The organism is Blautia sp. HCP3S3_C4, assembly GCF_052064095.1.
Classification (GTDB): domain Bacteria; phylum Bacillota; class Clostridia; order Lachnospirales; family Lachnospiraceae; genus Blautia_A.
This window is the reverse complement of the sequence record NZ_JBQHWF010000001.1, coordinates 32368-56691: the sequence shown is the minus strand read 5'-3', so window position 1 is coordinate 56691 and position 24324 is coordinate 32368. Positions and strand designations below refer to the sequence as shown.

Annotated in this window: 24 protein-coding genes and 1 pseudogene; all 25 read right to left on the bottom strand. The window is 43.7% G+C overall.

The genetic code is table 11. The features are described from left to right. Positions 1-81 precede the first annotated feature (81 nt). The 25 genes and pseudogenes from ACTNC6_RS00295 to ACTNC6_RS00175 all read right to left on the bottom strand — a co-directional run bounded on the left by ACTNC6_RS00295 (position 82) and on the right by ACTNC6_RS00175 (position 24319). Positions 82-1170: a class II aldolase/adducin family protein gene (locus ACTNC6_RS00295; protein WP_441042926.1), complete on the bottom strand. Its 1089-nt coding sequence runs from the start codon at positions 1168-1170 to the stop codon at positions 82-84. Between the two features lie 229 nt (positions 1171-1399). Beyond that, the gene (gene cls / locus ACTNC6_RS00290; RefSeq protein WP_008706252.1) at positions 1400-2959 is read right to left on the bottom strand and encodes a cardiolipin synthase; all 1560 of its coding nucleotides are present in this window, start codon (positions 2957-2959) and stop codon (positions 1400-1402) included. A gap of 174 nt (positions 2960-3133) precedes the next feature. Then, a pseudogene (locus ACTNC6_RS00285) lies at positions 3134-3421 on the bottom strand (FUSC family protein); the annotation flags it as partial. A 101-nt stretch (positions 3422-3522) separates the two neighbouring features. After that, on the bottom strand, positions 3523-4038 hold the full coding sequence (gene bilS, locus ACTNC6_RS00280) for a flavodoxin family protein BilS (protein WP_441042925.1): 516 nt from the start codon (positions 4036-4038) through the stop codon (positions 3523-3525). A gap of 103 nt (positions 4039-4141) precedes the next feature. Next, positions 4142-4531 (bottom strand): hypothetical protein, encoded by a 390-nt coding sequence (locus tag ACTNC6_RS00275; RefSeq protein ID WP_441033627.1) that lies wholly within the window; start codon positions 4529-4531, stop codon positions 4142-4144. A gap of 117 nt (positions 4532-4648) precedes the next feature. Beyond that, positions 4649-5650, bottom strand: coding sequence for an aldo/keto reductase (locus ACTNC6_RS00270; protein ID WP_441033624.1), 1002 nt, complete (start codon positions 5648-5650; stop codon positions 4649-4651). A gap of 24 nt (positions 5651-5674) precedes the next feature. Beyond that, positions 5675-6604, bottom strand: a complete 930-nt coding sequence (gene pfkB, locus ACTNC6_RS00265) for a 1-phosphofructokinase (RefSeq protein WP_441033621.1) — start codon at positions 6602-6604, stop codon at positions 5675-5677. Position 6605: 1 nt separating this feature from the next. Then, positions 6606-7658, bottom strand: a complete 1053-nt coding sequence (locus ACTNC6_RS00260) for a galactitol-1-phosphate 5-dehydrogenase (protein WP_433844820.1) — start codon at positions 7656-7658, stop codon at positions 6606-6608. A gap of 31 nt (positions 7659-7689) precedes the next feature. Continuing rightward, positions 7690-9204 carry a xylulokinase gene (xylB, locus tag ACTNC6_RS00255; protein WP_441042924.1) on the bottom strand — a complete coding sequence of 505 codons (1515 nt, stop codon included), beginning with the start codon at positions 9202-9204 and terminating at the stop codon, positions 7690-7692. A 23-nt stretch (positions 9205-9227) separates the two neighbouring features. Beyond that, positions 9228-10241, bottom strand: a complete 1014-nt coding sequence (locus ACTNC6_RS00250; RefSeq protein WP_441033613.1) for a LacI family DNA-binding transcriptional regulator — start codon at positions 10239-10241, stop codon at positions 9228-9230. 1 nt (position 10242) lies between these two features. Beyond that, entirely contained in the window at positions 10243-11097 is an 855-nt protein-coding gene (locus tag ACTNC6_RS00245) for a class II fructose-bisphosphate aldolase (protein WP_441033610.1), read from the bottom strand. Positions 11098-11555: 458 nt separating this feature from the next. Next, positions 11556-11810, bottom strand: a complete 255-nt coding sequence (locus ACTNC6_RS00240) for a hypothetical protein (protein ID WP_025579283.1) — start codon at positions 11808-11810, stop codon at positions 11556-11558. Positions 11811-11954: 144 nt separating this feature from the next. Beyond that, on the bottom strand, positions 11955-13763 hold the full coding sequence (locus ACTNC6_RS00235; protein WP_441033607.1) for a Na/Pi cotransporter family protein: 1809 nt from the start codon (positions 13761-13763) through the stop codon (positions 11955-11957). Between the two features lie 517 nt (positions 13764-14280). Continuing rightward, positions 14281-15177, bottom strand: a complete 897-nt coding sequence (locus ACTNC6_RS00230) for a diguanylate cyclase (RefSeq protein ID WP_441033606.1) — start codon at positions 15175-15177, stop codon at positions 14281-14283. Between the two features lie 232 nt (positions 15178-15409). Then, the gene (locus ACTNC6_RS00225; protein ID WP_441042923.1) at positions 15410-15568 is read right to left on the bottom strand and encodes a hypothetical protein; all 159 of its coding nucleotides are present in this window, start codon (positions 15566-15568) and stop codon (positions 15410-15412) included. Then, positions 15565-16752, bottom strand: a complete 1188-nt coding sequence (locus tag ACTNC6_RS00220; RefSeq protein ID WP_173681049.1) for a pyridoxal phosphate-dependent aminotransferase — start codon at positions 16750-16752, stop codon at positions 15565-15567. The genes ACTNC6_RS00225 and ACTNC6_RS00220 overlap by 4 nt, the downstream gene beginning before the upstream one ends. 542 nt (positions 16753-17294) lie before the next feature. Continuing rightward, positions 17295-17696: an ATP synthase F1 subunit epsilon gene (gene atpC / locus ACTNC6_RS00215; RefSeq protein ID WP_173743278.1), complete on the bottom strand. Its 402-nt coding sequence runs from the start codon at positions 17694-17696 to the stop codon at positions 17295-17297. Between the two features lie 15 nt (positions 17697-17711). Beyond that, positions 17712-19106, bottom strand: coding sequence for a F0F1 ATP synthase subunit beta (gene atpD / locus ACTNC6_RS00210; protein WP_173743279.1), 1395 nt, complete (start codon positions 19104-19106; stop codon positions 17712-17714). A 31-nt stretch (positions 19107-19137) separates the two neighbouring features. Next, positions 19138-19995 carry an ATP synthase F1 subunit gamma gene (gene atpG, locus ACTNC6_RS00205; protein WP_173743280.1) on the bottom strand — a complete coding sequence of 286 codons (858 nt, stop codon included), beginning with the start codon at positions 19993-19995 and terminating at the stop codon, positions 19138-19140. Between the two features lie 20 nt (positions 19996-20015). Further along, positions 20016-21545: a F0F1 ATP synthase subunit alpha gene (gene atpA / locus ACTNC6_RS00200; protein ID WP_441042922.1), complete on the bottom strand. Its 1530-nt coding sequence runs from the start codon at positions 21543-21545 to the stop codon at positions 20016-20018. Positions 21546-21577: 32 nt separating this feature from the next. Beyond that, positions 21578-22117 (bottom strand): ATP synthase F1 subunit delta, encoded by a 540-nt coding sequence (gene atpH / locus ACTNC6_RS00195; protein ID WP_441033597.1) that lies wholly within the window; start codon positions 22115-22117, stop codon positions 21578-21580. Further along, positions 22114-22617: a F0F1 ATP synthase subunit B gene (gene atpF / locus ACTNC6_RS00190; protein WP_019162980.1), complete on the bottom strand. Its 504-nt coding sequence runs from the start codon at positions 22615-22617 to the stop codon at positions 22114-22116. The genes atpH and atpF overlap by 4 nt, the downstream gene beginning before the upstream one ends. 38 nt (positions 22618-22655) lie before the next feature. Then, complete coding sequence (gene atpE, locus ACTNC6_RS00185) at positions 22656-22937, bottom strand: ATP synthase F0 subunit C (RefSeq protein WP_173743323.1); 282 nt, start codon at positions 22935-22937, stop codon at positions 22656-22658. Between the two features lie 128 nt (positions 22938-23065). Then, a complete protein-coding gene (locus ACTNC6_RS00180) occupies positions 23066-23824 on the bottom strand; it encodes a F0F1 ATP synthase subunit A (RefSeq protein ID WP_303242250.1) in 759 nt (252 codons plus the stop codon). Between the two features lie 78 nt (positions 23825-23902). After that, positions 23903-24319 carry an ATP synthase subunit I gene (locus tag ACTNC6_RS00175; protein WP_173743282.1) on the bottom strand — a complete coding sequence of 139 codons (417 nt, stop codon included), beginning with the start codon at positions 24317-24319 and terminating at the stop codon, positions 23903-23905. Positions 24320-24324: the final 5 nt, after the last annotated feature.

The following is a 24324-nucleotide window of genomic DNA, read 5'->3' as shown; positions in this document are numbered from 1 at the left end:
TTTCACACTCCCTTAGTCAATTGGATAAAATCATCCGCTTTGCTGCTTGCCTGGTTTGAGGCAAGCGGATATTTTATTATATCACTTCTTACTGCGGTATGCTTCTGCTTCCCAATGTGTGATAAAGTATGTAATATCATCTGTCATGTGAAGCGGTCCGCCAAAGCTTTCTGCGTATACTGCAAGCTTAATCGCATCTTTTACAAGAAGCTGTGCTTTTGCAGCTTTTCCCTTATCATCTTCCATAATAAAGGCGCCAACTCCCTGTACCAGGATCAGTCTTGGCTCTTTGTCATTCTCTTTCATAAATGCGTCCAGCGCATCTTTTGCCTGATCGATATTTTCTACAAATAACGGATATGGCCCGCAGTATACAATGTGATCCGGTGTAAATGGTTTCAGAAGGGGTGCAGCCGCTGCTTTATCTTTTACAAAATGATCAGCTTCTGCTACAGGTACCACTTCTACTGCATGTCCCAGTAACTGGGAAAGCTTCTCTGCTGCCTGCTCTTTTTCAGGTGTAACAGCATCACTGACATCAGCAGTTCTCTTTACCTGTTTCTCTAATTTACTGATCACATCGTCAAATAACACTCCAATTTCCTCTACAGTATTTGCTGCAACGAAAATTCCGTGATTCTGGAGCAGAAGAACCTGAACATCTTTTCCGAATTTTTCTTTGTAAGCATTCATTTTCTCATAGCAGATACGCGCAAGTGTATAACCTGGTTTGCAGATATCGATCCAGAGTACATCTTTTCCAAGGATCTGTTCGCTGAGTTCCTTTGCCCCTTTTCCGCAGGTCAGTCCATTGACAAGTGTAGGATGAACATGCAGTACATAAGTATAGGCAAATAAGTTATGAAGCAGTGCTTCTACACTTGGACGTTTTGTTTTGTCAGCATCTGTTACTGCAGCCATAACATCTGCAAGATACAGTGATTCACGTTTGACATCATCTTCAGGATAATCTGTCTTCATGATCTCATTCAAACGTGTTCTGCTCATTTCCACAAATTCCTCTGCCTTGATTGTGGCAAGCTGTGTACCAGAGCCTTTTACATACAATGTGGTGTCGTCTTTTACAGAAGTATTACCACCGCCTGCAAGAACATAGGCAGGGTTGCTTCCATAAGTATTTGACATTTTTACTAAGATTGAAAGATCCATAGTTAAAATTCCTCCCATATTTTAATAGTTTTGCTATTACCCATTCCATTGTACACGATATCCTACTTTTTTCCAAGTGTTATAATGTTGCTGTTCGCACACCACTATCCCGCGAGGTGTTTTGGCATGATATGCCAAAATCCCGAGACATACAAGCCAAAATTCCATTGCCGCAGGCAATCTGGAATGAATTTTGGCTACGTTACTGTGAACGGAGTAAACAGTAACGTTATAATAGTCCCGCAAATAACCTCATAAACAGCTGTCCCAGGCGCAGATACGCGCTGCGTCCGGTACTGTACTGTTCTGTCACTTCACGGCATTCATCCATGGTTGCTGCAAGATCATTTCGGATATCCAGAACTGCCTGGCAGTCTGCCATAAAGCAGCCGTTTTCAAAATGATGATACAGACTTCTGTAATCCAGATTTATGGTTCCGCAGGTTGCCATACAATCATCTGCCACACTCATCTTTGCATGACAGAAACCAGGTGTCCATTCGTAAATACGCACTCCATGTTTTACCAGTCCATGGTAAAAGGAGCGTGTGATATTGTAGATCATCTTTTTATCCGGAATACCAGGTGTAATGATCCTTACATCTACCCCTCGCTTGGCTGCCAGACACAGAGCATGGGTCATTTCATCTGTGATGATCAGGTACGGAGTCATAAACCAGCAATATTTTTCCGCTTTATTCACCATACTGATATACACTTCTTCACCTACCTGTTCATGATCCATAGGACTGTCCGCATAGGGTTGGATAAAGCCTGTCTGCTTTGCCTGATAATCTGTCTGGACCAGAAATTCGGTAAAATCACTGTCATTTTTATCCTTATCACTGACAGCATTCCACATCTCCAGGAATGTTACTGTCAGGGAACGTACAGCCTCCCCCTCCAGACGGATACCTGTGTCCTTCCACTGTCCATAAGGATGTGTGAAATTAAAATATTCATTAGCAAGGTTGTAACCGCCGGTAAATCCTACTTTTCCATCAATTACTGTGATCTTGCGGTGATCCCGGTTATTCAGAAACACATTCAGACCCGGAGTAAAAGGATTGAACACTCTGCAGTGGATTCCCACATTTTCCATTTTCTTAATAAAGTCTGTATTGATAAATCCAATGGAACCCATGTCGTCATAAAACACTCTGACTTCCACTCCCGCCTTTACGCGATCTTCCAGAACTCTCTGGATTTTATGCCAGGCCTGTGCATCCTCAATGGCATGATATTCCATAAAAATGAATTTCTCTGCCTTTGCCAGATCTGCCAGCTGAGCCTCCAGCCCTTTGACTGCCTCATCATAATAAATAACATCTGTATTCTGATAGACCGGATAGGAGGCATTTTTCTGTATATAATCAGAAATATTGCCTGCCTTCGGGATTTTCCTACCAAGCGTTTCCCTGCACTCACTGTCATTGGGAAGCAACGGCAGAAGTTCCCTGTCGATCTGGTCATAACGCTCCCGCATTTTACGGGTACCGCCATTGAGACCAATCAGTAAGTACAATCCCACTCCCAAGATAGGGAATACAAGGATCAAAATAACCCAGGGCATTTTCATAGATGAAGTCTGGTCTGACGCATACAGCTTAAGAACCAGTACACCTGCAAGAAGCCTTGTCATCAGATTGATAATCTCCGCATATTGATTCAGCTTTGTGATCATAGCAATGATAAAAGCTGCTTCCAGTAAAATACATACTGCGGAAAAGCATAATCGTTTTACACCATTTTTCGTTTTCGCCCTGCCTTCCAGGGTATCCTGTTTCATGTTCTTTCTCCTCCCTCTGCTAATTATATATTAATGTTCCCTTTATCCCTGAAGACTTTCTGCGCATCTGTTTGCGCCTATGTATTCTGCTACTTTATCTGTCACTTTATTGCAGATTACCGTATAGGCTGCTCCCAGTACATTGGCACCTATACGAAGTGCTACTGCTGCCGGCATTCCGAAGATCCCTGCAATGGAAAGCAGTCCATGTGTTGTCCTGATCCCGAAATCTGCCTGCCGCAGCACAAGCACTGCCAACAGAACAGTAACACCAACTACACTGTTGCTGCTTCCTGTAAGCTTGCTGTACATGCTCACCACTGCTACGCAAAAAGCCATAACCAGATACACTTTAAAATTATAGATTAAAATGTGTCGTCTTTTCTCTTTTGGGTCTGTGGTGCTTCTGATCAGCTGCTTGGAGCCGGTCGAACTCAATTGTAATTCCTGATAAAATGTCATATCTCGTTACCTCTCTTTCGCGAAAATCTATAAAAATTTATGAATTACCTTTTTTAGTAACGAGCACTATACCGCAGTTCCCTCTGTTAGTCAAGACTTCATTATTTTTTCAGGTCTCTTCTGATTATTTCTTCCAGTCTGTCCAGATCCTCATTGTCAGGATGAGATAACGCCCTGTCAAAATTCTGGATCAGTTCATCCAGGTTCGGCGCATGATCCGGCTTCTCTTTCATCTTTACGTATCTGTCCCTGACTGACTGGGGCATTTTCCCCTGACACATAAATTCTCCCATCACTGTATTACTCTCATCCACAGATTCTTTAACTTTCCCGAGAACCTGCTGGAAATAGGCTTCACTGCCTCCGAAACCTGCTGTTCCAAACAGAAAGATCTTCTTGTTTTTCAGACTCTTTAACAGTTCAAGTGTTGCAGGATCTACATTCCCTATATCTGTCCAGAATCCAATGTATAATATGTCGGAAGAAAGAGCCTTTGCTCCTTCTGTTCCAAAATAGTCACAGTTTTCCTCAGGCAGTACCTCCCTGATCTTCTCCGCAAGCTTCTTTGTGTTCCCTGTTTTACTGCTGTACAAAATTGAGTATCTTTGTGTTTCCATGCTGTCTTGCTCCTTTTCGTTTATGCACTCTCGGAGTCTTCCTTGTATTTACTTTTGTAAAAAGATTCCGAGAGTACATTTTTATCTGCGTTATTTATATCAGTTATAAATTTTCACCAGACACTCCATCCCGGAACATTTTCAGCAGTTCCTCCATACTTTCTCTCAGCTTTTCATTCTTATTATACTGAACCAGCACCACTGTAACAATGGCAGACAGAATTATGCATCTGCGGATCAGTTTTCGAATACGGATACATCTCTTTACATCTTTTCTTCCCTTTTCATAGAGCTTCTCTGCCATCCTGTCAGCTCTGGCATCTTTGCAGGCAATATAATCATCAATCACCTGCTTATCCTCCTCGCAGATATCCAGATTCTCATACTGACTCCTCAGCTCCTCAAGTTCTGCATTATTCTGTCTAATCATTGTATCTTTGCGGTTAATTCTCTCAGCTGCACTCCGGCTCATTCTCTCTGTTCGCTTATTCATGATAAAAACTCCTTTCGTTTATTTTTTATTATTTCCTATTTTAAACTTTTCTCAGGCTTTTCTCAATAAAATATTGAAAACAAAAAGCACCTGCTTTAACAGATGCTTTTTCTCACTTTATTTTACAATAACCCCATCTTCATCCCACAGGTCATGCCAGTCCTTTGCGCCTTCCCACAGGAACACCTGGCCTTTGACAAGTCGGTTTCCTTTTTCCAGGGTAGCGATCTTGGCCATTTCTTCATCAGTCAGGGGATCTTCTGTTACACATTTCAGGTTACTTACATAGTTATGTACAGAAAATGGAATGGAGATTTCCCCTCTCTGATGAGCCCATTTCAGGGCAATCAATGCCGGATGTACTCCATGCGCTTTGGCAATCTCCTGCATTTCTGGGGTCTGCATATCAGCCACATCCTCCGGGCAGATATCTCTTTCCGGTCTTCTTGGAGAACCAAGTGGCATATATCCTACCGGCTGGATGTTATGAGCAATCAGATAATCATACTGTTCCTGCTGCTGGAAACATGGATGCAGCTCCAGTTCACATGCCGCCGGTTTGATCTTCATTAACGGAAGAACTGCTTCCAGTTTTGGAATAGTCATATTGGAAATACCGATATAGCGGATCTTACCTTTTTCTACCAGTTTCTCACACTGACGATAGGTATCCATAAATTCCTCCACACTGAAAGGTCTGGATTCCGGATTTCTGGAATCTACATCACAGAATGGTGCATGGTAGTTCGGGAATGGCCAGTGGATAAAATACAGATCCACATAGTCACACTGAAGATCCTCAATGCTTCTGGTGCAGGCTTCTTCTACCTTTCTATGCATGTCATTCCATACCTTTGTCATAATGAAAAGATCTTTTCTTTCTACTACCCCTTCATCAAAGGCTGCCCTGAAAACTTCACCAATCTGATGCTCATTTCCATAGCATGCTGCACAGTCAAACATACGATATCCGCTGCGGATCGCACCTGCCACAGCCTCAGATACTTCTTCTGCATTTACACGGTCAGAACCAAAGGTTCCCATACCCATACAAGGTACTTTCTCTCCTGACGGAAGCGTTACTTTCGGCACAATCGCCGGATCAATGAATTCTGCCATTTTTATTTCCTCCTGATTTTATTATTATAATTTTTTAATCTTGATTAACGGAAGTAGTTTTTCCATATCTTCCATTACGAAAAATCCAGTCTCCTCACGCATGGCTGATGCTGCGGAAATCGCACTGGCACTTCTTAAAGTCTCTTCCAATGAAAGTCCCTGACTCAATCCAAGTGCAAAACCTGCAATCATGGAATCTCCGCAGCCTACTGTATTTACTGCATCGATTTTCGGCACAACTGCACGGAAGATGCCATCCTTTCCTACTGCCAGAGAACCGTCTGCTCCAAGGGAAACTGCTACGATTTCAACCCCTTTTTCATGAATTGTTTTGGCAGCTTCAATAATATCCTGAATATTATCACACTGTTTACCTGTCAGCATTCGAATTTCATCTATGTTCGGTTTAATCAGTGTCGGACAAGCTTCAATTCCCATTTTCAGCAGTTTCCCACTGGTGTCAAGAATCACCGGTTTGCCGGCTTCTTTGACGATTCTGACCAGTCTCTGATATGCAGTTCCATCAAGCCCCTTGGGAACACTTCCTGACATGGAAACTACATCAGCATCTTTTACCAGTTCTCTGAATTTCTCTTCAAATCCTTGAAAATCTTCTTCTGTCAAAGTAAAACCCGGCTCAAGGAATTCTGTCTGCACATGGTTAACTTCATCCCAGATATTAATACAGGATCTGCTCTCCGCATCCACATGATAAAAATCTCCCTTAATACCAAATGGTTTCAAAGCCTCTTCAATGTAGTTTCCCGCATGCCCGCCTACAAACCCGGTTGCCACAACCTCTGCCCCATAAATGGAAGCTGGCTTGGAAACATTAAGTCCCTTACCACCAGGAACATATGAACATTGTCGTACACGATTTACTTCTCCTATTTTAAAATCATCTACTACATATCTTTTATCGATTGCAGCATTTAATGTCACTGTAAGTATCATCTTATTCTTCCTCATTTGACAAAAGAATCTTTCCTTTTACAAGTCCAGGTGTTTTAAATAACTGGAATGCTTCCTGTGCCTGACTCATTGGAATTTTTTTGTAGATAAATCCAGGATCAAATTTCAGCTGACCTGTTGCAAAATAATGTGCAGTCAGATCCCATTCACGTCCCGGATAAGGGGCACTGTAAGACATCCAGGAGCCGGTCAGCTTGAATTCTTTACGATTCATATTTTCCCACTGCGCCGGTGTAAATGTCAGGTTCTCATGAGGGGTTCCGATAAAGCAGACATGTGCTTTGTTTGCAGCCAGCTCAAATGCCATATGCATGGTTGGAACCTGTCCTGCTGTCTCAAAGACAAAACCGTAACCCTTGCCACCTGTGATCGCCATAGCCTTTTCCATATATCCTTCTTCTCTGGTATTGATGACTTCATCTGCACCAAGACGTTTCGCCAGCTCAAGGCGTTCCTCACTAATATCAAAAACTACCACTTTCTTGGAACCAAAGATCTTGGTCCACTGCATGGTAAACATTCCAACTGTACCACCGCCAAGAATTGCAACATACTCGCCACCGTGGTAATCATTCTGGAATACACCGTGGATTGCAACAGTTGCAGGCTCAAACATTGCTCCCTGCTCATATGGAACACTGCTTTCAAAAGGAACGGCGTTCTGCTCCGGCACAACCACATAGTCTGCGTTACTTCCCTGCTGTCTGGAGCCTATGAAGCTGTAGTGCTTACAGAGAGAAAAATTTCCCTGCTGACAGTCATCACATTTCATACATGGAAGAAGCGGTGCGCCGGAAACACGGTCTCCCACTTTTACCTTAGTCACACCTTCCCCAACTTCCACTACATCTCCGGAAAACTCATGTCCAAGTACGATTGGATAAAAATGAACCCCGTGATTCAGGACACGCGGAATGTCTGAACCACAGATACCAGAATATCTGACACGTATCTTAACAGTTCCTTTGGTCACCTTAGGTTCTTCCATTTCCTGATACTGTACATCTTCATTTGCAACTACTACTGCTGCTTTCATAATATATTTCTCCTTTCATGAATTCTGCTTTTTATTTTGCAGTCATTATGTGCGCCAAAGATTTATAAAGTTCTATATAAGTCTCAAAAGTTTTATCATAAACTGCTTTGTTCTTCGGATCCGGTTCATGGTGGCGGGTCTCTTTGACCGTAAGTGAAACTGCTTCCTCATAATCTTTGTAAAAACCTACTCCCACTCCTGCCAGAAGTGCGGCACCAAGGGTGGTTGCCGTATCAGATGCCGGCACTATGATCGGTTTTCCTGTAATATCGGATTTGATCTGTGTCCAGAGCAGGGAGTTGGCAGAACCGCCCATAGCTCTCAATACATCTGCCTCTGCCCCGGCTTCTCTGGCCACTTCAAGATTGTGCCGCAGGGAAAATGCCACCCCTTCCATGCAGGCGCGGACCATATGTCCTTTTGTTTTTGCAAAATCCAATCCATAGAAAACACCCTTTGCATATGGATTCCAGATAGGAGAACGCTCTCCTGACATATATGGAAGAAATACCATTCCCTCGCAGCCTGGTGCAACTTTTTCTGCAATTTTATTAAGCTGATCCAGGGATGAGGCACCTGTCTGTTCTTTCATCATCCGTTCATAATCTGCAAATTCACGTTCAAACCAGCGCATTACACCGCCGCCTCCGGTGGTTCCTCCCTGAAGAAGCCATTTACCCGGGACAACGTGATAGCTCAGGATCAGTCTCGGATCAGCCTTATATTCCTCTGTACAAATGCTCATTCCTCCGGCCTGTCCGCCCTGCTCCTGTGTTTCACCGGAATGGATCACACCTGCACCAAGAGTTCCGCAGGCTGCATCAAGTCCACCGGCAACTACCGGAGTCCCTTCCACAAGTCCACACTCTGCAGCTGCCTTCCCGGTAACTTTTCCAACCACATGGTCACAGTCACAGATTTCCGGAAGAAATTCCATGGGGATTCCAAGACGTTCACACATCTTTTCATCCCAGCAACCCTTCTTCATATTGAAGCAATGCAATCCATATCCCTGTGACACATCCTGGGTAAGCGCACCTGTCAGTTTAAATGCAATATAGCTGTTGGACTGAAGAATCTTGTGGATTTTTGCGTATACCTCCGGAAGATTTTCTTTGTACCAAAGGATCTTTGCAGTAGAATAAGAGGGCTGAAGAGAATTTCCTGCTACCTCAAAAATCTCCTCCTGTCCAATCTCCTGATTCAGTCTGTCACAAATAGACTGTGCTCTCGTATCCATCCAGATTGGTGTATTGGCCAGCACGTTACCCTCTCTGTCAATTGGAATTGCAGACCAGCTCTGACCATCAATCCCGATTCCTGCAATCTCATCTGCAGTGATATCTGCCTTCTGTATTGTTTCCTTTGTTGCACGGCAGACTGCATCCCACCATTCCTCAGGGTTCTGCTCTGCCCATCCCTCATGTGGATAATATACCGGATAATCACCACTGGCTGCTGCAAGAACTTTTCCATTCCTGTCAAATACCGCAACCTTGCAGGCACTTGTTCCGATATCAATCCCCAATAAATATGATTTTATCATTTTGCTGCTCCCATGATTCTATTTTATCTGTTCAGAATACTTACAGATTTTCCTTCCATAATCTCTGTCTGAAGTTTCTCCATAAAAGGTTTCTCAGATCTTTCTTCTTTCTTTTCAAGATGCTCCAGAATAATCCTTGCAATCTCTTTGGCAATCCTGTCGGTGGGCTGTGATACAATCGTCAGCTTGGGACGGCACGCCCTTGCAAACTGAAGATTATCAAACCCTATCATAGAAAGCTGCTCTGGAATCTGTATTCCCAACTCATTGACTCCGATCATTGCACCCATTGTCATTTCATAGTTGGTCACAAAAACCGCTGTCATATCCGGATTCTCCCGGACAAGCTCTTCCAGGCCTTTGACACCTCCCTGGATCGTATAGTCACCACGATATACCAGTGAATTTTTTATGGGAATTCCAGCTTTTTTAAGAGCTGTGTAATATCCTTCCAGACGTTCCTCTGCTGTAAAAATCCCCTCAGGGCCACCTATGATTCCAATTTTTCTATGCCCTTTTTCTATAAAAAGCTGCATCGCATCCTCTGCTGCTTTTTTGTTATCCACCAGAACACTGTCACAGGGAATTCCCTGAATCTTACGGTCTATCAGCACGATCGGCTTGCCTGTTTTCTGAAATCTCTTCAGATGTGCCCCTGTTTCATCCACCGGCATATTAATGATTCCATCCACCCTGCGGCGGATCAGGAACTCCACTGCCTCCTGCTCCAGCTTCTTATCTGTACGACAATCACAGACGATGGTTGCATAACCGTGACTTCTGAGAATATCTTCCATCCCTGTTATAATCTCGGCACAGAATATATTATTCAACTCCGGAATTACAACTCCTATGGTCTTTGTCGCATTTGTCTTAAGCCCTCTGGCAACTTCATTGACCTCATAATGGAGTTCCTCAATAGCTTTTTCAATCTTTACTCTGTTTTTTTCTCTGACGTTTCCTCCGTTAAAATAGGAAGAGATTGTAGCCAGACCAAGTCCTGTCAGTCTGGCTATATCTTTCATTGTTGCCGCCATTTTATTTCTCTGCCTTGCCGTCGCATCCGCAGACCTTCATTCTTGCCATTACCAGTTCCTTCACTGCTGCAATAGCAGTTTTTCCATATGCTTTCGGGTCAATGGTGTCTGGTTTTTCTGCAAGAAGCTCTTTGACTGCCTTGGAATATGCTGCGCGAAGCTCTGTAGCAAAATTCACTTTACAGATACCACGTTTTACACAGTCCCTGACATCCTCATCACTTAAACCAGATGCACCGTGAAGTACAAGCGGAATATCTACAACCTGGCGGATCTCACTGAGACGTTCCTTATCAAGAACGGGAGTTCCTACATAGAAGCCATGTGCAGTTCCGATAGCAACAGCAAGAGAAGTAACTCCTGTACGTTCAACGAACTCCTTTGCCTCCTGAGGATCTGTATTTGTGTCTGCCTCAGCCTCCAGATCATCCTCTTTGCCACCAACCTTGCCAAGCTCAGCTTCGCATGGAATATCCAGTGCTTTTGCAACATCTGCCACACGTTTTGTCTCTGCAATATTAGCCTCAAAATCCAGCTTGGAACCATCGATCATAACAGAAGTATAACCTGCATGCATTGCCTGCATAGCAAGTTCAAAGCTGCTTCCGTGATCCAGATGCATACATACCGGAACAGATGCTTTCTCAGCCTCTGCTGCAACGATCGCCGCATAGGTTTCTACTGTTCCATATTTCACTGTAGATGGTGTTGTCTGAATCATAACCGGCGCTTTCAGTTCCTCTGCAGCCTGGATGATTGCTTTCACCATCTCCATATTCTCCGCATTAAATGCACCTACTGCATAACCGCCTTTCTGAGCCTTGTCCAGCATTTCTTTTGATGTTACAAGTGGCATAATGATTTCCTCCTCATAATTAATGATGTATATTTTTTGTTCTGATTACTATAAATGCAGGAAGCATTTCCAAAACCGAAACGTTTCCGTTTGAGTTAATTATATCTCCCACGTAAGCTTCTGTCAAGTATGATTCGTTATCCGATTTTACATATACAATTATGGATATTTGAGCGATATGCCCGGATATGCAATTGCCTCACCTTGATAGATGAGGCAATGTTAGGTCAAGCGGATATTCGCAATCCGCTTCGCTACTTACTCATAACCGAATAACTGCTTCGCAGTTTATCAGAAGGAGCTTGCAGTCCTCGTAAATAATGCATTTAAGACAGTTCAGCAGAGCGGGAAAGTCTTCTCCATGGCGAAACTCCCCACATTCTTCCACAAAACACCTCCAGGATTTCCGTTATATTGCACACTTTTTTGCATACTTTCTTCTTCAGGATAGGTTCCGTCTACTTCAGTGCTGTCAGAATCCCCATTGCATTGTCGTAATCTTTCTCTCCGACCATGATTTCATACAATGTTTTATCTGTTCCGAAGTTCCCACCCATGCTGCGGGCAGTTCCCCTGCCCGGGGCTATCATTTTTTCTTCGTGGTTAACTCTCTTTGTTTTGTATTTGATTTTCTCTGAATCTAAGGCTTTACAATACTGCTCATATTTGTCCCTGGATGCACCGAGATAAACTGTTCTGCTGTCGAATAACATAATTGCTTCCTCCTTTGGGGTTGTTGTGTTTGCAAAAACAATCCAGCCTGCTGACAACTATAACGAAAAAACAGCAGACATCTGTTTCCAGATCATCTGCTGTCATTATATCATATATATTTATTGCTTTGTAGTATAAAAGTATTATTCTACCTCTTCCGGTTCCATGCTTCGCATGTGTTCCTCGTTCTTTACGATTTCATACTTCTGGCGATATTCCTTGAAGTATGTATAATATTCCACGCTGTCAGATGGGTAAATCTTGGAATCATGGATATGCATATCCGGATTCTCGTCTCCACTCTTAAGGAGAGCTACCATTGCACTTGCACAATGTGCTGCAATACGGTTGAAGCTGTTGAGAATGTCTGTATATACAGTTCCCTCTTCCAGTCCGCAATTGCCATTACTCAGACGCTCTACATGATGCATCTTTAGCTCATTGCATAAGGATGTGATAATCATTCCAAGCGGTGCAACTCTCTGTGCCATTTCCTTGTCATCATTGAGGAATGCACGGCAGGTAAGATTGATTTCCTCACGAACTGCTTCCATTACTACATTCAGCTCATCCCAGGCTTCCTGTGAGAAATTGGTGTGATTATCATGCATTTCACTGGACATATATGCAATGTAGGATGCATGGTCACCGATTCTCTCGAAGTCGTTAATGGTATGAAGATAAAGTGAAGCCTGCTTTGTCTGGGCACTGTTCATCTCATGCTTTGTCAGCTTCATCAGATAGTCACCAAGACGGCTCTCATATTTATCGATCAGGTTCTCTTTTCTCTGTACCTTGTCAAATTTATCCTGCTGATATTCGTTCAGAAGGTTCATGGCACGGTTAACATTCTTACGAAGCTTCTTTGCCATACCACTCATGGCACGATGGCACTGTCCAATCGCAAGTGCAGGATAATTCAGAAGACGTTCTTCCAGAAGGTCGAAGTCTGCCTCGTCCTCCAGTTCCTCTGCACTGTCCTTCACAAGCCAGCACACCAGCTGTTCAATCTTCGGTATGAATGGGAAGAGAACACATACTGTTGCTACACGGAATACAGTATTCAGTAAAGCAATGGAAACCGGTGACATGATCATATCCATAAATCCGAAATGTACGATAGCATTTACTGTATAGAAGATCACAGACCAGAGTATCAGGCCAAACAGGTCGTTGATCAGGTAAACAAGTGCTGTACGTTTACCATTTTTATTAGCACCGATAGCTGAGATCAGGACCGGACAGGCCGCACCTACACCGATACCAAGAACGATTGGAAATGCACTGGAAAATGTCAAGATACCTGTTACAGATAACGCCTGCAGTACACCGACTGTGGCAGATGCGCTCTGCAGCACTGCGGTAAATGCGATACCTACCAAAATACCAATCAGAGGATTGGAAAACATGGTCAGCATATTTGTAAAGGTCGGGCTGTCTTTCAGCGGTGAAACAGCACCACTCATTGTCTGCATACCTGTCATCAGGATTGCAAAACCAAGCATGATATTACCGATATTTTTATGCACGGAGCGCTTACATGCCATGCGAAGGATAATACCAATAATCGCTACTACTGCTGTAATTGTTGCAGTGGATAAAATTTTAGCAATTCCATTCTTTCCATCAATATAAGAAAGACAGAGAATCCACCCGGTAATACTGGTTCCAATGTTAGCTCCCATGATAATACCGATGGCCTGCTTCAGCTTCATCATACCTGAGTTAACGAAACCAATGACCATAACAGTTGTGGCAGAAGAAGACTGGATCACGCTGGTAACACCAGTACCCAGAGCAACTCCCTTCAGCGGTGTGTTTGTCATTCGATACAGGAAAGCTTCCAGCTTATTTCCGGCAACCATTTTCAGGCCATCGCCCATCAATGACATACCAAACAGAAATAATGCCACTCCACTCAGCAATGACAATATCATTGAAAAAATTCCCATTATTTTCTCCTTTGTCGTCTGCCTGATTTCCATCCTCATCCCAGGAAATCGGCGCATAATGTAAGCAGGTTACTTTACCTGTCTCTAATCAGAATTTAACCTGCCCTTTACTTTTCCATTCTTATTATGTCACGTTCGAGGCATTATTACAATCTTTGTTTTTTCAAAAATCACATTTTTTCCATAGCGTTAAAAATACTCTCACTTTTTTCTTCCATTTTCTTGCAATTTTCATAAAATTTTCCGGCATGCCCCAAAACATATCGGAGCATGCCGGAAAATAATATACAATAAATCGGACAATAAAAGAATATGCCCTCATTCAATCAATCATTGAGTTTACCTGTTCAGCACCGGAGAAATTACCGGTTTTCCTATTCCCTCAAGCAGACCGTCACGCTCAATAGACTTTATCAATTCATGTTCCTGGCCTTTACCATCTTTTAGCTATGCAATTCCTCTGCCTATCATGGCAAGATACTCTGTATTCCGGAGTTTCTGAACAGTTACATCTTTTTTACTGTTTTAACACGCTTTTTTCTTTTTTTTCTCTATACATCCGTTTATCTGCAATGTAAATTGCATTTTCTATATCTGTTATCATGTCTTTCATGGTACAGACTCCAAAAGAAATGCTAAGCGGAATTCCTTTTACGTAGGTCTGCTTTATTTTTTCTCTTAATCTGTCTACTATATTCTGTACCTGTATTTCATCTGTATTGTTCAATATCATCAGAAACTCATCTCCTCCCATGCGGAACATTACTGCCTGATCTGCCAGCACATCTTTTAACAGCTGCGCTGCAGACCTGATCATTTCATCGCCAACATGGTGTCCGTACGTATCATTGGTATGCTTTAATCCATCGCAGTCGGCTGCTATGATACTGATTGGAAAATACTGTGGCTTTATTTCATTTTCTTCCCAATACTCCAGATAACGTCTGTTAAAAAGCCCTGTCATGATATCCGTCTGTGCATATGCTTCCAGTTGCTTCTGAAGCTTTATCCTGTCAGTAACAATATTTATCAGTCCAACAATGCCGATGATTCTGCCGTCTTTATTTTTTACCGGGTTTTTGATAATTTCAAGGAACTCTGTCACACCATCTATACAGGTTTCTATAACATATTTACATCCTATTCCGGTTTTGAGAAGTTTTTTATCCTCTTCATATGCCTTTCGCGCATTTTCTTTGTCCTTTCGAATCTCCATATCCGTTTTTCCGCGAATACTCCATGCTTCTGTATCATCGTGAACAATATGATTCCAATAATGAGTACAAAACAGATATCTGCACTGAGTATCTTTGAAATAAATATTGGAAGGAAGTTCTTTTAAAATCGTCTCAATAAATTCCCAGTCAATATTCACATTGTCAAAATCCATTTCTTCTAACAAACTAACATCCATGGTTTTATCCCCCAAAAAAATTTTTCATTATCTTAACTCTATTTTCATGCAAATTCAGATATCAGTCATTCAAGCGGCATAGTTTCTTTTTCACTGCATCCTGCAATACCTTGGAGAAATTAATTCCCTTCTCTATAGCCGTAGTATTAGTCTATGTAGTATTATCAATGTTTTTTTCACAAACTTATCAAAATACTTTTTGGCATATTCTTCCGGAATTTTTTTGCATTTTTCATAAGAACATGACCCTCCTTCGATTAATCATTAAGCCGGCTTTGGCAGACTGCTCATTGCTGCTCCGAGGAAGAATCTTTGCCTGTCCGTTTTCCTCATTTTCCAGAACAACACCACTTATCGTTGTTGTCCCAATGTCAATCCCCGCCGTTTTCACAGCCCAAACTCCTCTGCCAGTTTCTTAAACTCCGGCAGGGAATTGATGATTGTATCATAAGATACACAGTAAGCCAGTCTCACATAACCCGGGCAGGCGAAAGAACTTCCCGGAACCATGAGAATATTATACTTCTTTCCAGCTTCGCAGAACGCCTTTTCATCTGCTACCGGGGATTTCACAAAGAGGTAGAATGCTCCCTGGGGTTTGATACACTCGAATCCGCATTCCTTCAAACCGTTGTACAATGCCAGACGATTCTTGTCATATGCAGCTACATCCACTTCTGCATCTACACATTTGGCAATCACCTTCTGCATCAGGGATGGGGCGTTGACACATCCGATGGTACGGTTGGCAATAGCCGCAGCAGTAATAAGTTCTTCACTGCCATCTGCTTCATCCGGAATTACCAGATAACCGATACGCTCTCCCGGAAGGGACAGAGATTTACTGTAAGAATAGCCAACAATAGTATTATCGTAATATTTTGTCAGATATGGAACTTCTACACCATCATAAGCCAGCTCTCTGTATGGCTCGTCAGAAATCAGGTAAATTACACTGCCAAATTCCTGCTGTTTTTTCTCAAGAATTGCAGCTAGCTTCTTAATGGTTTCTTCAGAATATACAACACCAGTGGGGTTGTGAGGTGTATTTACGATCACTGCCCTTGTCTTTGCCGTAATCTTCTGCTCAAACTCCTCAAGATTCGGCTGGAATGTGGTTGTATCCGGAGAGATTTCCACAAGCTTGCCATCAAAATTGCGCACATATGCACCATATTCCAGAAAATATGGTGCAAAAACAATCACTTCTTCCTCAGGATTCAGAATCGTCTTGAAAATCACATTCAGACCGCTGGCTGCTCCAACCGTCATAATCAGATTCTTCGCCGCAAACTTTGTCCCAAAACGGCGGTTCAAAGATTCCGCTATCGTCTGGCGCACATCCTCAAATCCTGCATTACTCATATAACCATGAAGCACTGTAGGCTCCACTTCGTTCACCAGATCAATAATAGCCTCCTTCACACACTCCGGTGCCGGAACACTGGGATTCCCAAGACTGAAATCATAAACTTTGTCCGCACCGTAAATGGCTCTGAGACGATTTCCCTCCTCAAACATCATACGGATGGCTGAATTATTTTTTACATAAGGTTTCATTTTTTCTGCTATCATAACATATTCGCTCCTGTCCAAATAATCCCGGCAGCAAACCACCGAAATTCAAAATAATATCGCAACTGCCCACTTTCCCTTACAGTCGCATAATCTATCCTTATTTTAACCTCATCATGGTAAAGTGTCAATGTATGACAATGTACTATGTTTCATCTTTTTAACCGAATCAAATAAGTCCCCTGCCAGTGTATTTGAAAGATCCAACCACCAGCATAGAAAAATAATTTATTTCATGTGCATTTGCAGGATATTTAAATATTCTTAGCTGGTCAAAATCTGCGTTATGAGAAAAATGACACACTGTCTGAGCGAAGCGAGTTTGTGGCATTTTTCTCATGCCTTTATCAGATTTTGAGCAGCTTAGAATATCTTAATGTCCGAAACCGCACATGAAATAAATTATTTTTCTATGCGTCCCTTTTCTATGCGTCCCTCAAATTCTTCCCACTATATCCCCCAAAACCCATATCACAAACAAAAAAAGACCGACAGTCTCCCCTCCCGGATTCCCTGTCAGTCTTTTAATAACTCTTATTTTCTCAGCTCTTCACACTCAAACGCACCAACGCCCTCTGCAGTTTAGCCTCCGCAACCTTATAATCATGATCAGTCAAACCACCTTTGGCGATCATCTCCTCAGCTCTTTTCTTAGCTTCCTGTGCGCGCTGCTCATCAATATCCTCTTTCCACTCCCAGGTAGTTGCAAGGACACGGCACTTTCCATTCATAACAGAAAGCATCCCGCCAATACAGGCTGCGGTCCGTCTGCTTCCATCTTCCATTACCACACTGGCTTCACCCATTCCCAGGGCAGTACAGTAATTACAGTGTCTGGCAAGAATAGCCAGATCACCACTGACAGTTCTGCAGATCACACGCTCCACATTGCCTTCAAAGAGCAGTCCGTCCAGTGTTCCGATTCTCAACGGGAAAGTACTCATAGGACATTTCCCCCTTTACTGATTCTTGGCTTTTTCAAACACTTCATCGATGGTTCCCACAAACAGGAAATAACTCTCAGGAATGTCATCACACTCACCGTTCAGGATCATCCTGAATCCTCTCAGCGTCTCCTTCAGAGGAACATATTTACCAGGCATACCTGTGAACTGCTCTGCTACGGAGAAGCTCTGTGACAGGAATCTCTGAACCTTACGTGCACGGCTTACAGTACGTTTGTCTTCCTCTGACAACTCGTCCATACCCATAATGGCAATGATATCCTGAAGCTCTTTGTAACGCTGAAGAACCCTCTGTACTGATCTGGCAATCTCATAATGCTCTGTCCCTACGATCTCAGGGGAAAGGATACGGCTTGTGGAATCCAGAGGATCAACGGCCGGATAAATACCCTGGCTGGAGATCTCACGGGAAAGTACAGTTGTTGCATCCAGATGTGAGAATGTAGTTGCAGGAGCCGGGTCAGTCAGGTCATCGGCAGGCACATATACCGCCTGTACAGATGTGATGGAACCCTTTCTTGTGGAAGTAATTCGTTCCTGCAGATTACCCATTTCAGTTGCCAGTGTAGGCTGATAGCCTACGGCTGAAGGCATACGTCCCAGAAGCGCAGACACCTCGGAACCTGCCTGTGTAAAACGGAAAATATTGTCAATAAAGAGGAGCACATCCTGGTTCTTCTCATCGCGGAAGTATTCCGCCATGGTAAGTCCGGAAAGTCCAACTCTCATACGTGCTCCGGGCGGCTCGTTCATCTGACCGTAAACCAGAGCAGTCTTGTCGATAACTCCACTTTCTTTCATTTCATTGTAAAGATCATTTCCCTCACGTGTACGCTCTCCTACACCTGTAAAAACGGAAAGTCCGCCGTGTGCAGTTGCTACGTTGTGGATCAGCTCCATGATAAGAACTGTTTTTCCTACACCTGCACCACCGAAAAGACCGATCTTACCACCCTTTGCATAAGGGCAGATCAGATCAACGACCTTAATACCTGTCTCCAGGATTTCTGTTGCAGGCATCTGTTCTTCATAAGAAGGAGCCTGACGATGGATAGACCAGCGTTCCTTTGCCTCCGGTGCCGGAAGATTATCTACCGGATCACCCAGAAGGTTAAATACTCGTCCCAGGCATTCCTCACCTACAGGAACGGAAATTGGACCACCTGTATCCAGAGCTTTGGCACCGCGCACCAGTCCGTCAGTAGAATTCATGGCAATACATCTTACCACATCATCACCGATCTGCTGTGCAACCTCGGCAACCAGCTTTGCGCCATCATTATCAATCTCTATGGCATTGAGAAGAGGCGGCAGTTCATCGTGCGCAAAGCGGATATCCAGTACCGGACCGATAACCTGCACTACCTCGCCAATGTGTTTTTCACTCATGTTAGTAATCTCCTATCTGTTGGAAATTATATTAAAGACCTTCTGCACCTGCAACAATCTCCGTGATTTCCTGCGTGATGCTTGCCTGACGTGCTCTGTTGTAATAAAGGTTGAGCTGATCGATCATCTCTTCCGCATTACTTGTAGCTGCGTCCATAGCCATACGTCTGGCTGCCAGTTCACTTGCAATACTTTCACAGATACCGCCATAAACCAGGCCTGCCAGATATTCCGGAACAATGGCATCAAATACTGTCTCTCCGTCCGGTTCGTAGAGAATCAGATTCTTCGTCTCTATCTTACCGCCGCTTTCCTCTCTGATATCAGTCATAGGAAGCATGGAAAATACCTCCGGCTGCTGAGAAAGCATGGAATTAAAAACAGTATAGCATAATTCAATATGGCCAAAGGTTCCTTTTCGAAATTCCGTGCAGAGCATATTTGCCATCTCAAAACAGTCCGCCACAGAAATATTCCCCACTTCTGCAAACTGTTCTGTCAGAGCTTCAAGCCCTCTCTGTCGGAAATATTCTACTGCTTTCTTTCCAACCGGCAGAACCATGTAGTCCTTACCTTCAGCAGAAGCCTCCAGACATTTGAAAAGGTTTGCATTATATCCGCCTGCCAATCCTCTGTCACCTGCGATCACTACATAGCAGGTTTTATTGTTGGAAGACTCTTTCGCATAAATGGATGAGAAATCTGTATTCTCCCTTGCAATCTCTTTCAATGTCTCATGAAGTTCTGTAAAGTACGGACGGCATACCTCTGCACGTTCCTTTGCCTTACGCAGTTTGGAGGATGCTACAAGCTCCATGGCCTTGGTAATCTGCATGGTACTCTGTACACTCTTGATACGCAGCTTTACCGCTTTCATATTCGAAGCCATACGATACCCTCCTAATCACTTTATTTCTCAGGTCTTGTATTCAGGAAGTTCTCTGTATACGCATCCAGTACGCTGCGAAGCTTCTGCTCTGTTTCCTGCTCCAGCTTACCTGTTGAGCGGATCTCCTGCATAACCTCTACGCCTGCTGCATCTGTATCCAGATAGGTATATAATCCTGATTCATATACATTTACGTCTTCAACTTTTACTGATTCCAGAACACCCTTTGTAACCGCATAAAGGATTGCAACCTGTTTCTCTACAGGAACCGGTGCATTCTGGTTCTGTTTCAGAACTTCCACAATACGTGCGCCCTGTTCCAGACGTGCCTTTGTATCAGCATCCAGATCAGAACCAAACTGTGCAAAGCTCTGCAGTTCACGGTACTGGGAATAGATCAGCTTCAGTGTTCCTGCTACCTTCTTCATTGCCTTAATCTGCGCATCACCACCAACTCGTGATACGGAGATACCCGGGTTTACAGCAGGCATGATTCCTGAATGGAATAACTCTGTCTCCAGGAATATCTGTCCGTCTGTAATAGAAATAACGTTAGTAGGAATATAGGCAGATACGTCACCTGCCTGTGTTTCAATGATCGGCAGTGCTGTCATAGAGCCGCCGCCATGTTCATCATCCAGCTTCGCTGCACGTTCCAGAAGTCTGGAATGCAGATAGAAAACGTCACCCGGATATGCCTCACGTCCGGGTGGACGACGGATCAGCAGGGAAAGTGCACGGTATGCAACTGCATGCTTACTTAAATCATCATAGATGATCAACACATCTTTTCCCTTATTCATAAAGTATTCACCCATTGCACATCCGGAATAGGGTGCGATATACTGCAGCGGGCTTGACTCAGATGCTGTAGCTGCCACAACGATAGTATAATCCATTGCGCCGTTTCTGGTCAGGTTCTCTACTAATGTAGCTACTGTGGAACGCTTCTGTCCGATGGCTACATAAATACAGATCACATCTTTTCCCTTCTGGTTAATAATGGTATCTGTGGCAATTGTGGTTTTACCGGTCTGACGATCACCAATAATCAGTTCTCGCTGTCCACGTCCAATGGGGATCATGGAGTCGATTGCTTTGATACCGGTCTGGAGAGGCTGATATACAGATCTTCTCTCACAGATTCCCGGTGCCTTACTCTCAATCGGCCGGAATTCTTTTGTATCAATCGGGCCTGCTCCGTCAATTGGCTGTCCCAGTGCATTTACAACACGTCCAACCATGGCGTCGCCTACAGGTACAGACACCACCTTGCCTGTACGCTTTACGGTCTGACCCTCACCAATGTTCTCATCTGAACCAAAGATTACGATGGAGACACTGTTCTCCTCCAGGTTCTGTGCCATACCGAGGCTTCCGTCCTCAAATTCCAGAAGCTCTCCTGACATGCAGTTTACCAGTCCGCTGGCTCTGGCAATACCGTCACCAACCATAAGGATCGTACCTGTCTCGTTCTGTTGAATGGCATTTTCGTAATATTTTATCTGGCTTCGGATGACCTTGGATATTTCCTCAGGTTTTAATTGCATGTTTCCATTCCATCCTTTAATCTCTTAAATTTTTATACTACCAATTCATTCAGTTTCTTTGAAATACCGGAAATACGGCTCTGTACGGTACCGTCGAGCTGCACGCCCTCCAGTTCCACGCGAAGTCCACCAAGCACGGATGCATCTGTTTTCTGAACCAGATACACTTTCTTTCCGCTTAGCTTCTCAAGCTTCGCTTTCAGAGCTTCCATCTGAGTCTCACTGAGCTTCACTGCACTGGTAACCACTGCCTCCGCAATTCCATGTGCACTGTTGTAGCGTCCGATAAACTCTTCGCAGCATCCGGCAAACTCTCTCAGAATCTTGCGTTCACACAATAATTTCAGGAAATTCACCAGATATCTCTCTGCCTGCCCTCCGAAAGCCTCTTCAATCATCTTAAGTCTCTCGTCTTCAGGAATCGCTGGTTCTCCCAGCAATTTCAGATATCCCGGATTTTCTCGAAAAATCTGTCTGATCGCGATCATCTGCTCCATAATCTGTCCATCCAGCTTTTCTTCAGCGGCAAGGTCATACAGACTTCCGCCGTAAACTCTGGCAGTTTTTGTCATGATGCCTCACCTACATTCTCAATAAACTCATCAATCAGTTTTGCATGATCCTCTTCACTAATTTCGCGCTCGATCACTTTTCCGGCAATCTCAACAGCCATACCGCCGATTTCTCCCTTGATCTCGTTGACTGCCTTACGTTTCTCCTGTGCAATGTCTTTCTCTGCCTTCTCTTTCATGGCAGTTACCTGACTGGAAGCCTCCTTAAGCATCTCTTCACTCTGGATAGCGGCTGTTTTCTGCGCTGTCATCACAATGTCATTTGCCTTATTCTTGGCTTCCTGCATATTCTTTTCATATTCTGCCTTCATTGCCTGGGCTTCTTCCTTTGCCTTCACTGCATCCTGGATCTGGGCATCAGCTTTTGCTTTACGCTTTTCCAGCATCTCATTGATGGGCTTGAAGAGGAAACGTTTGATCAGATATACCTGAATAAAAAGGTTGCAAATCGTCGCTATAAAATTCCACGGCACAATTCCAACTAATTCCTGTACCTGCATGTTTGTAACCTCCTGTCTATACTAGTCTAAAATGCCTATCAGCTCAGGAAGTTCATGAACATACCAGGTGCAACGAAAATAAGCAGCAGACCGGTTACGAAACCATAGATACCTGTTGTCTCTGCGATGGCACATCCAAGAAGCATGGTAGAAGTAACATCACCCTTGCACTCAGGCTGGCGTCCGATTGCTTCCAGCGCCTTTGCTACTGCGTTACCTTCACCAATACCAGGTCCGATACCTGCGATCAGCGCACATCCTGCTCCAATTGCACATCCTGCTAATGCGATACCTTTTGCCAATAACTGAAAATCCATAATAAAACCCTCCTGTTAAATAATAATCTGCAGCTTTTTCCCCTTTGCTGCGGTATTAATTTTTCTGCTGTATTTCAGCATTCTTTGCGGTTACCACCGCTGCCGTTTTGCTCCGGCAAATCATGTTTCTGCTACTCTTCTGCTGCATTTGCAATGTACATTACAGTCAGCATACAGAAGATAAACGCCTGCATAACTCCCGAGAACCAGTCAAAATAGACCGACGTGATCGCAGGTATACCCACATCAAGAATCGGTATCTTTGACAGTATATTTCCCAGTGCACCCGGGATCAGTCCCAAAAGTGCGGAGCTTGCAACTGCCAGTGCCCCATAGATCAGGCCATTGATTACCACACCGGAAAGGATATTTCCGAAATGACGACAGGCCATACTGACAGGTGTAGCCAGCTCGGAAAGAATATTAAACGGTGTCATAACTGCGATCGGGGTTGTAAATCCTTTCAGATAGCCGCCAAATCCGCTGGTCTTTATCTTCTGCGCTGTGATCATAATGAAAACCACAACTGCCCAGGCAGCCTCTGTAGAAAGGTCTGCTGTAGGGCTTCGAAGTCCGATCAGACTGATCAGGTTGGAAACCACGCTGGTTGCAAAAAGTGCTGCAACAAATGGTATCAGATATCTGAATTTCTCACCCATATTTCCGATTACAAAGCTGTTGGCTTTCTCTACAATGAGCTCTGCCACAGCCTGACGTTTGGAAATGTTCTCTTCTTTCAGATCATGTGTCAGCCAGATACACAAACCAGTTATAAGTATCATAACCAGCCAGCTTATGACCATTGTCTCGCTGATCCTTAATGGCCCGAGAAAAGGCACATCAATGGGCAATGTAAAGAATATCCTTGCCCCTGTAATATCCAGTTCCATACTATTATTCACCTCCTGTCTGCCCCGGTACTGTTTTCCGGTTTAATAACAACAGATATTTGTAATTCGTTTTAATGACTACTTTTTAGTATGAAAAATTCCTGCAATTTTAATTCCTGTTCCCGGAAATAAAAGAGGAACAATTCCTGCCACAAAATGAAAGCACGGAGCAACAATGGCTATGATCACCCACAGCATCTGGATCATCATTCTCTGTGAATAACTGGCTTTGATCCTCATTCTTGCTGTGTCTTCATCTGTTGCTGCAGCTGCTTTCTGTACTGCAAGTCCCATTAAAAAGAAATTAAGGACTGCCACACATCCTCCAGCCGCACCTCCAAGAAATACTGTATAATCAAAGGGTACCTTCTGCGGCATAAAAGCATGCAGCACTCCAAATACAATCCACATGATCAGCAGTCCGATTCCGGTAATGGCAGACACCCTTCCGGTTTCTTTCTTTACGACTGGCTGAACATTATCCATAATACTCATATAAA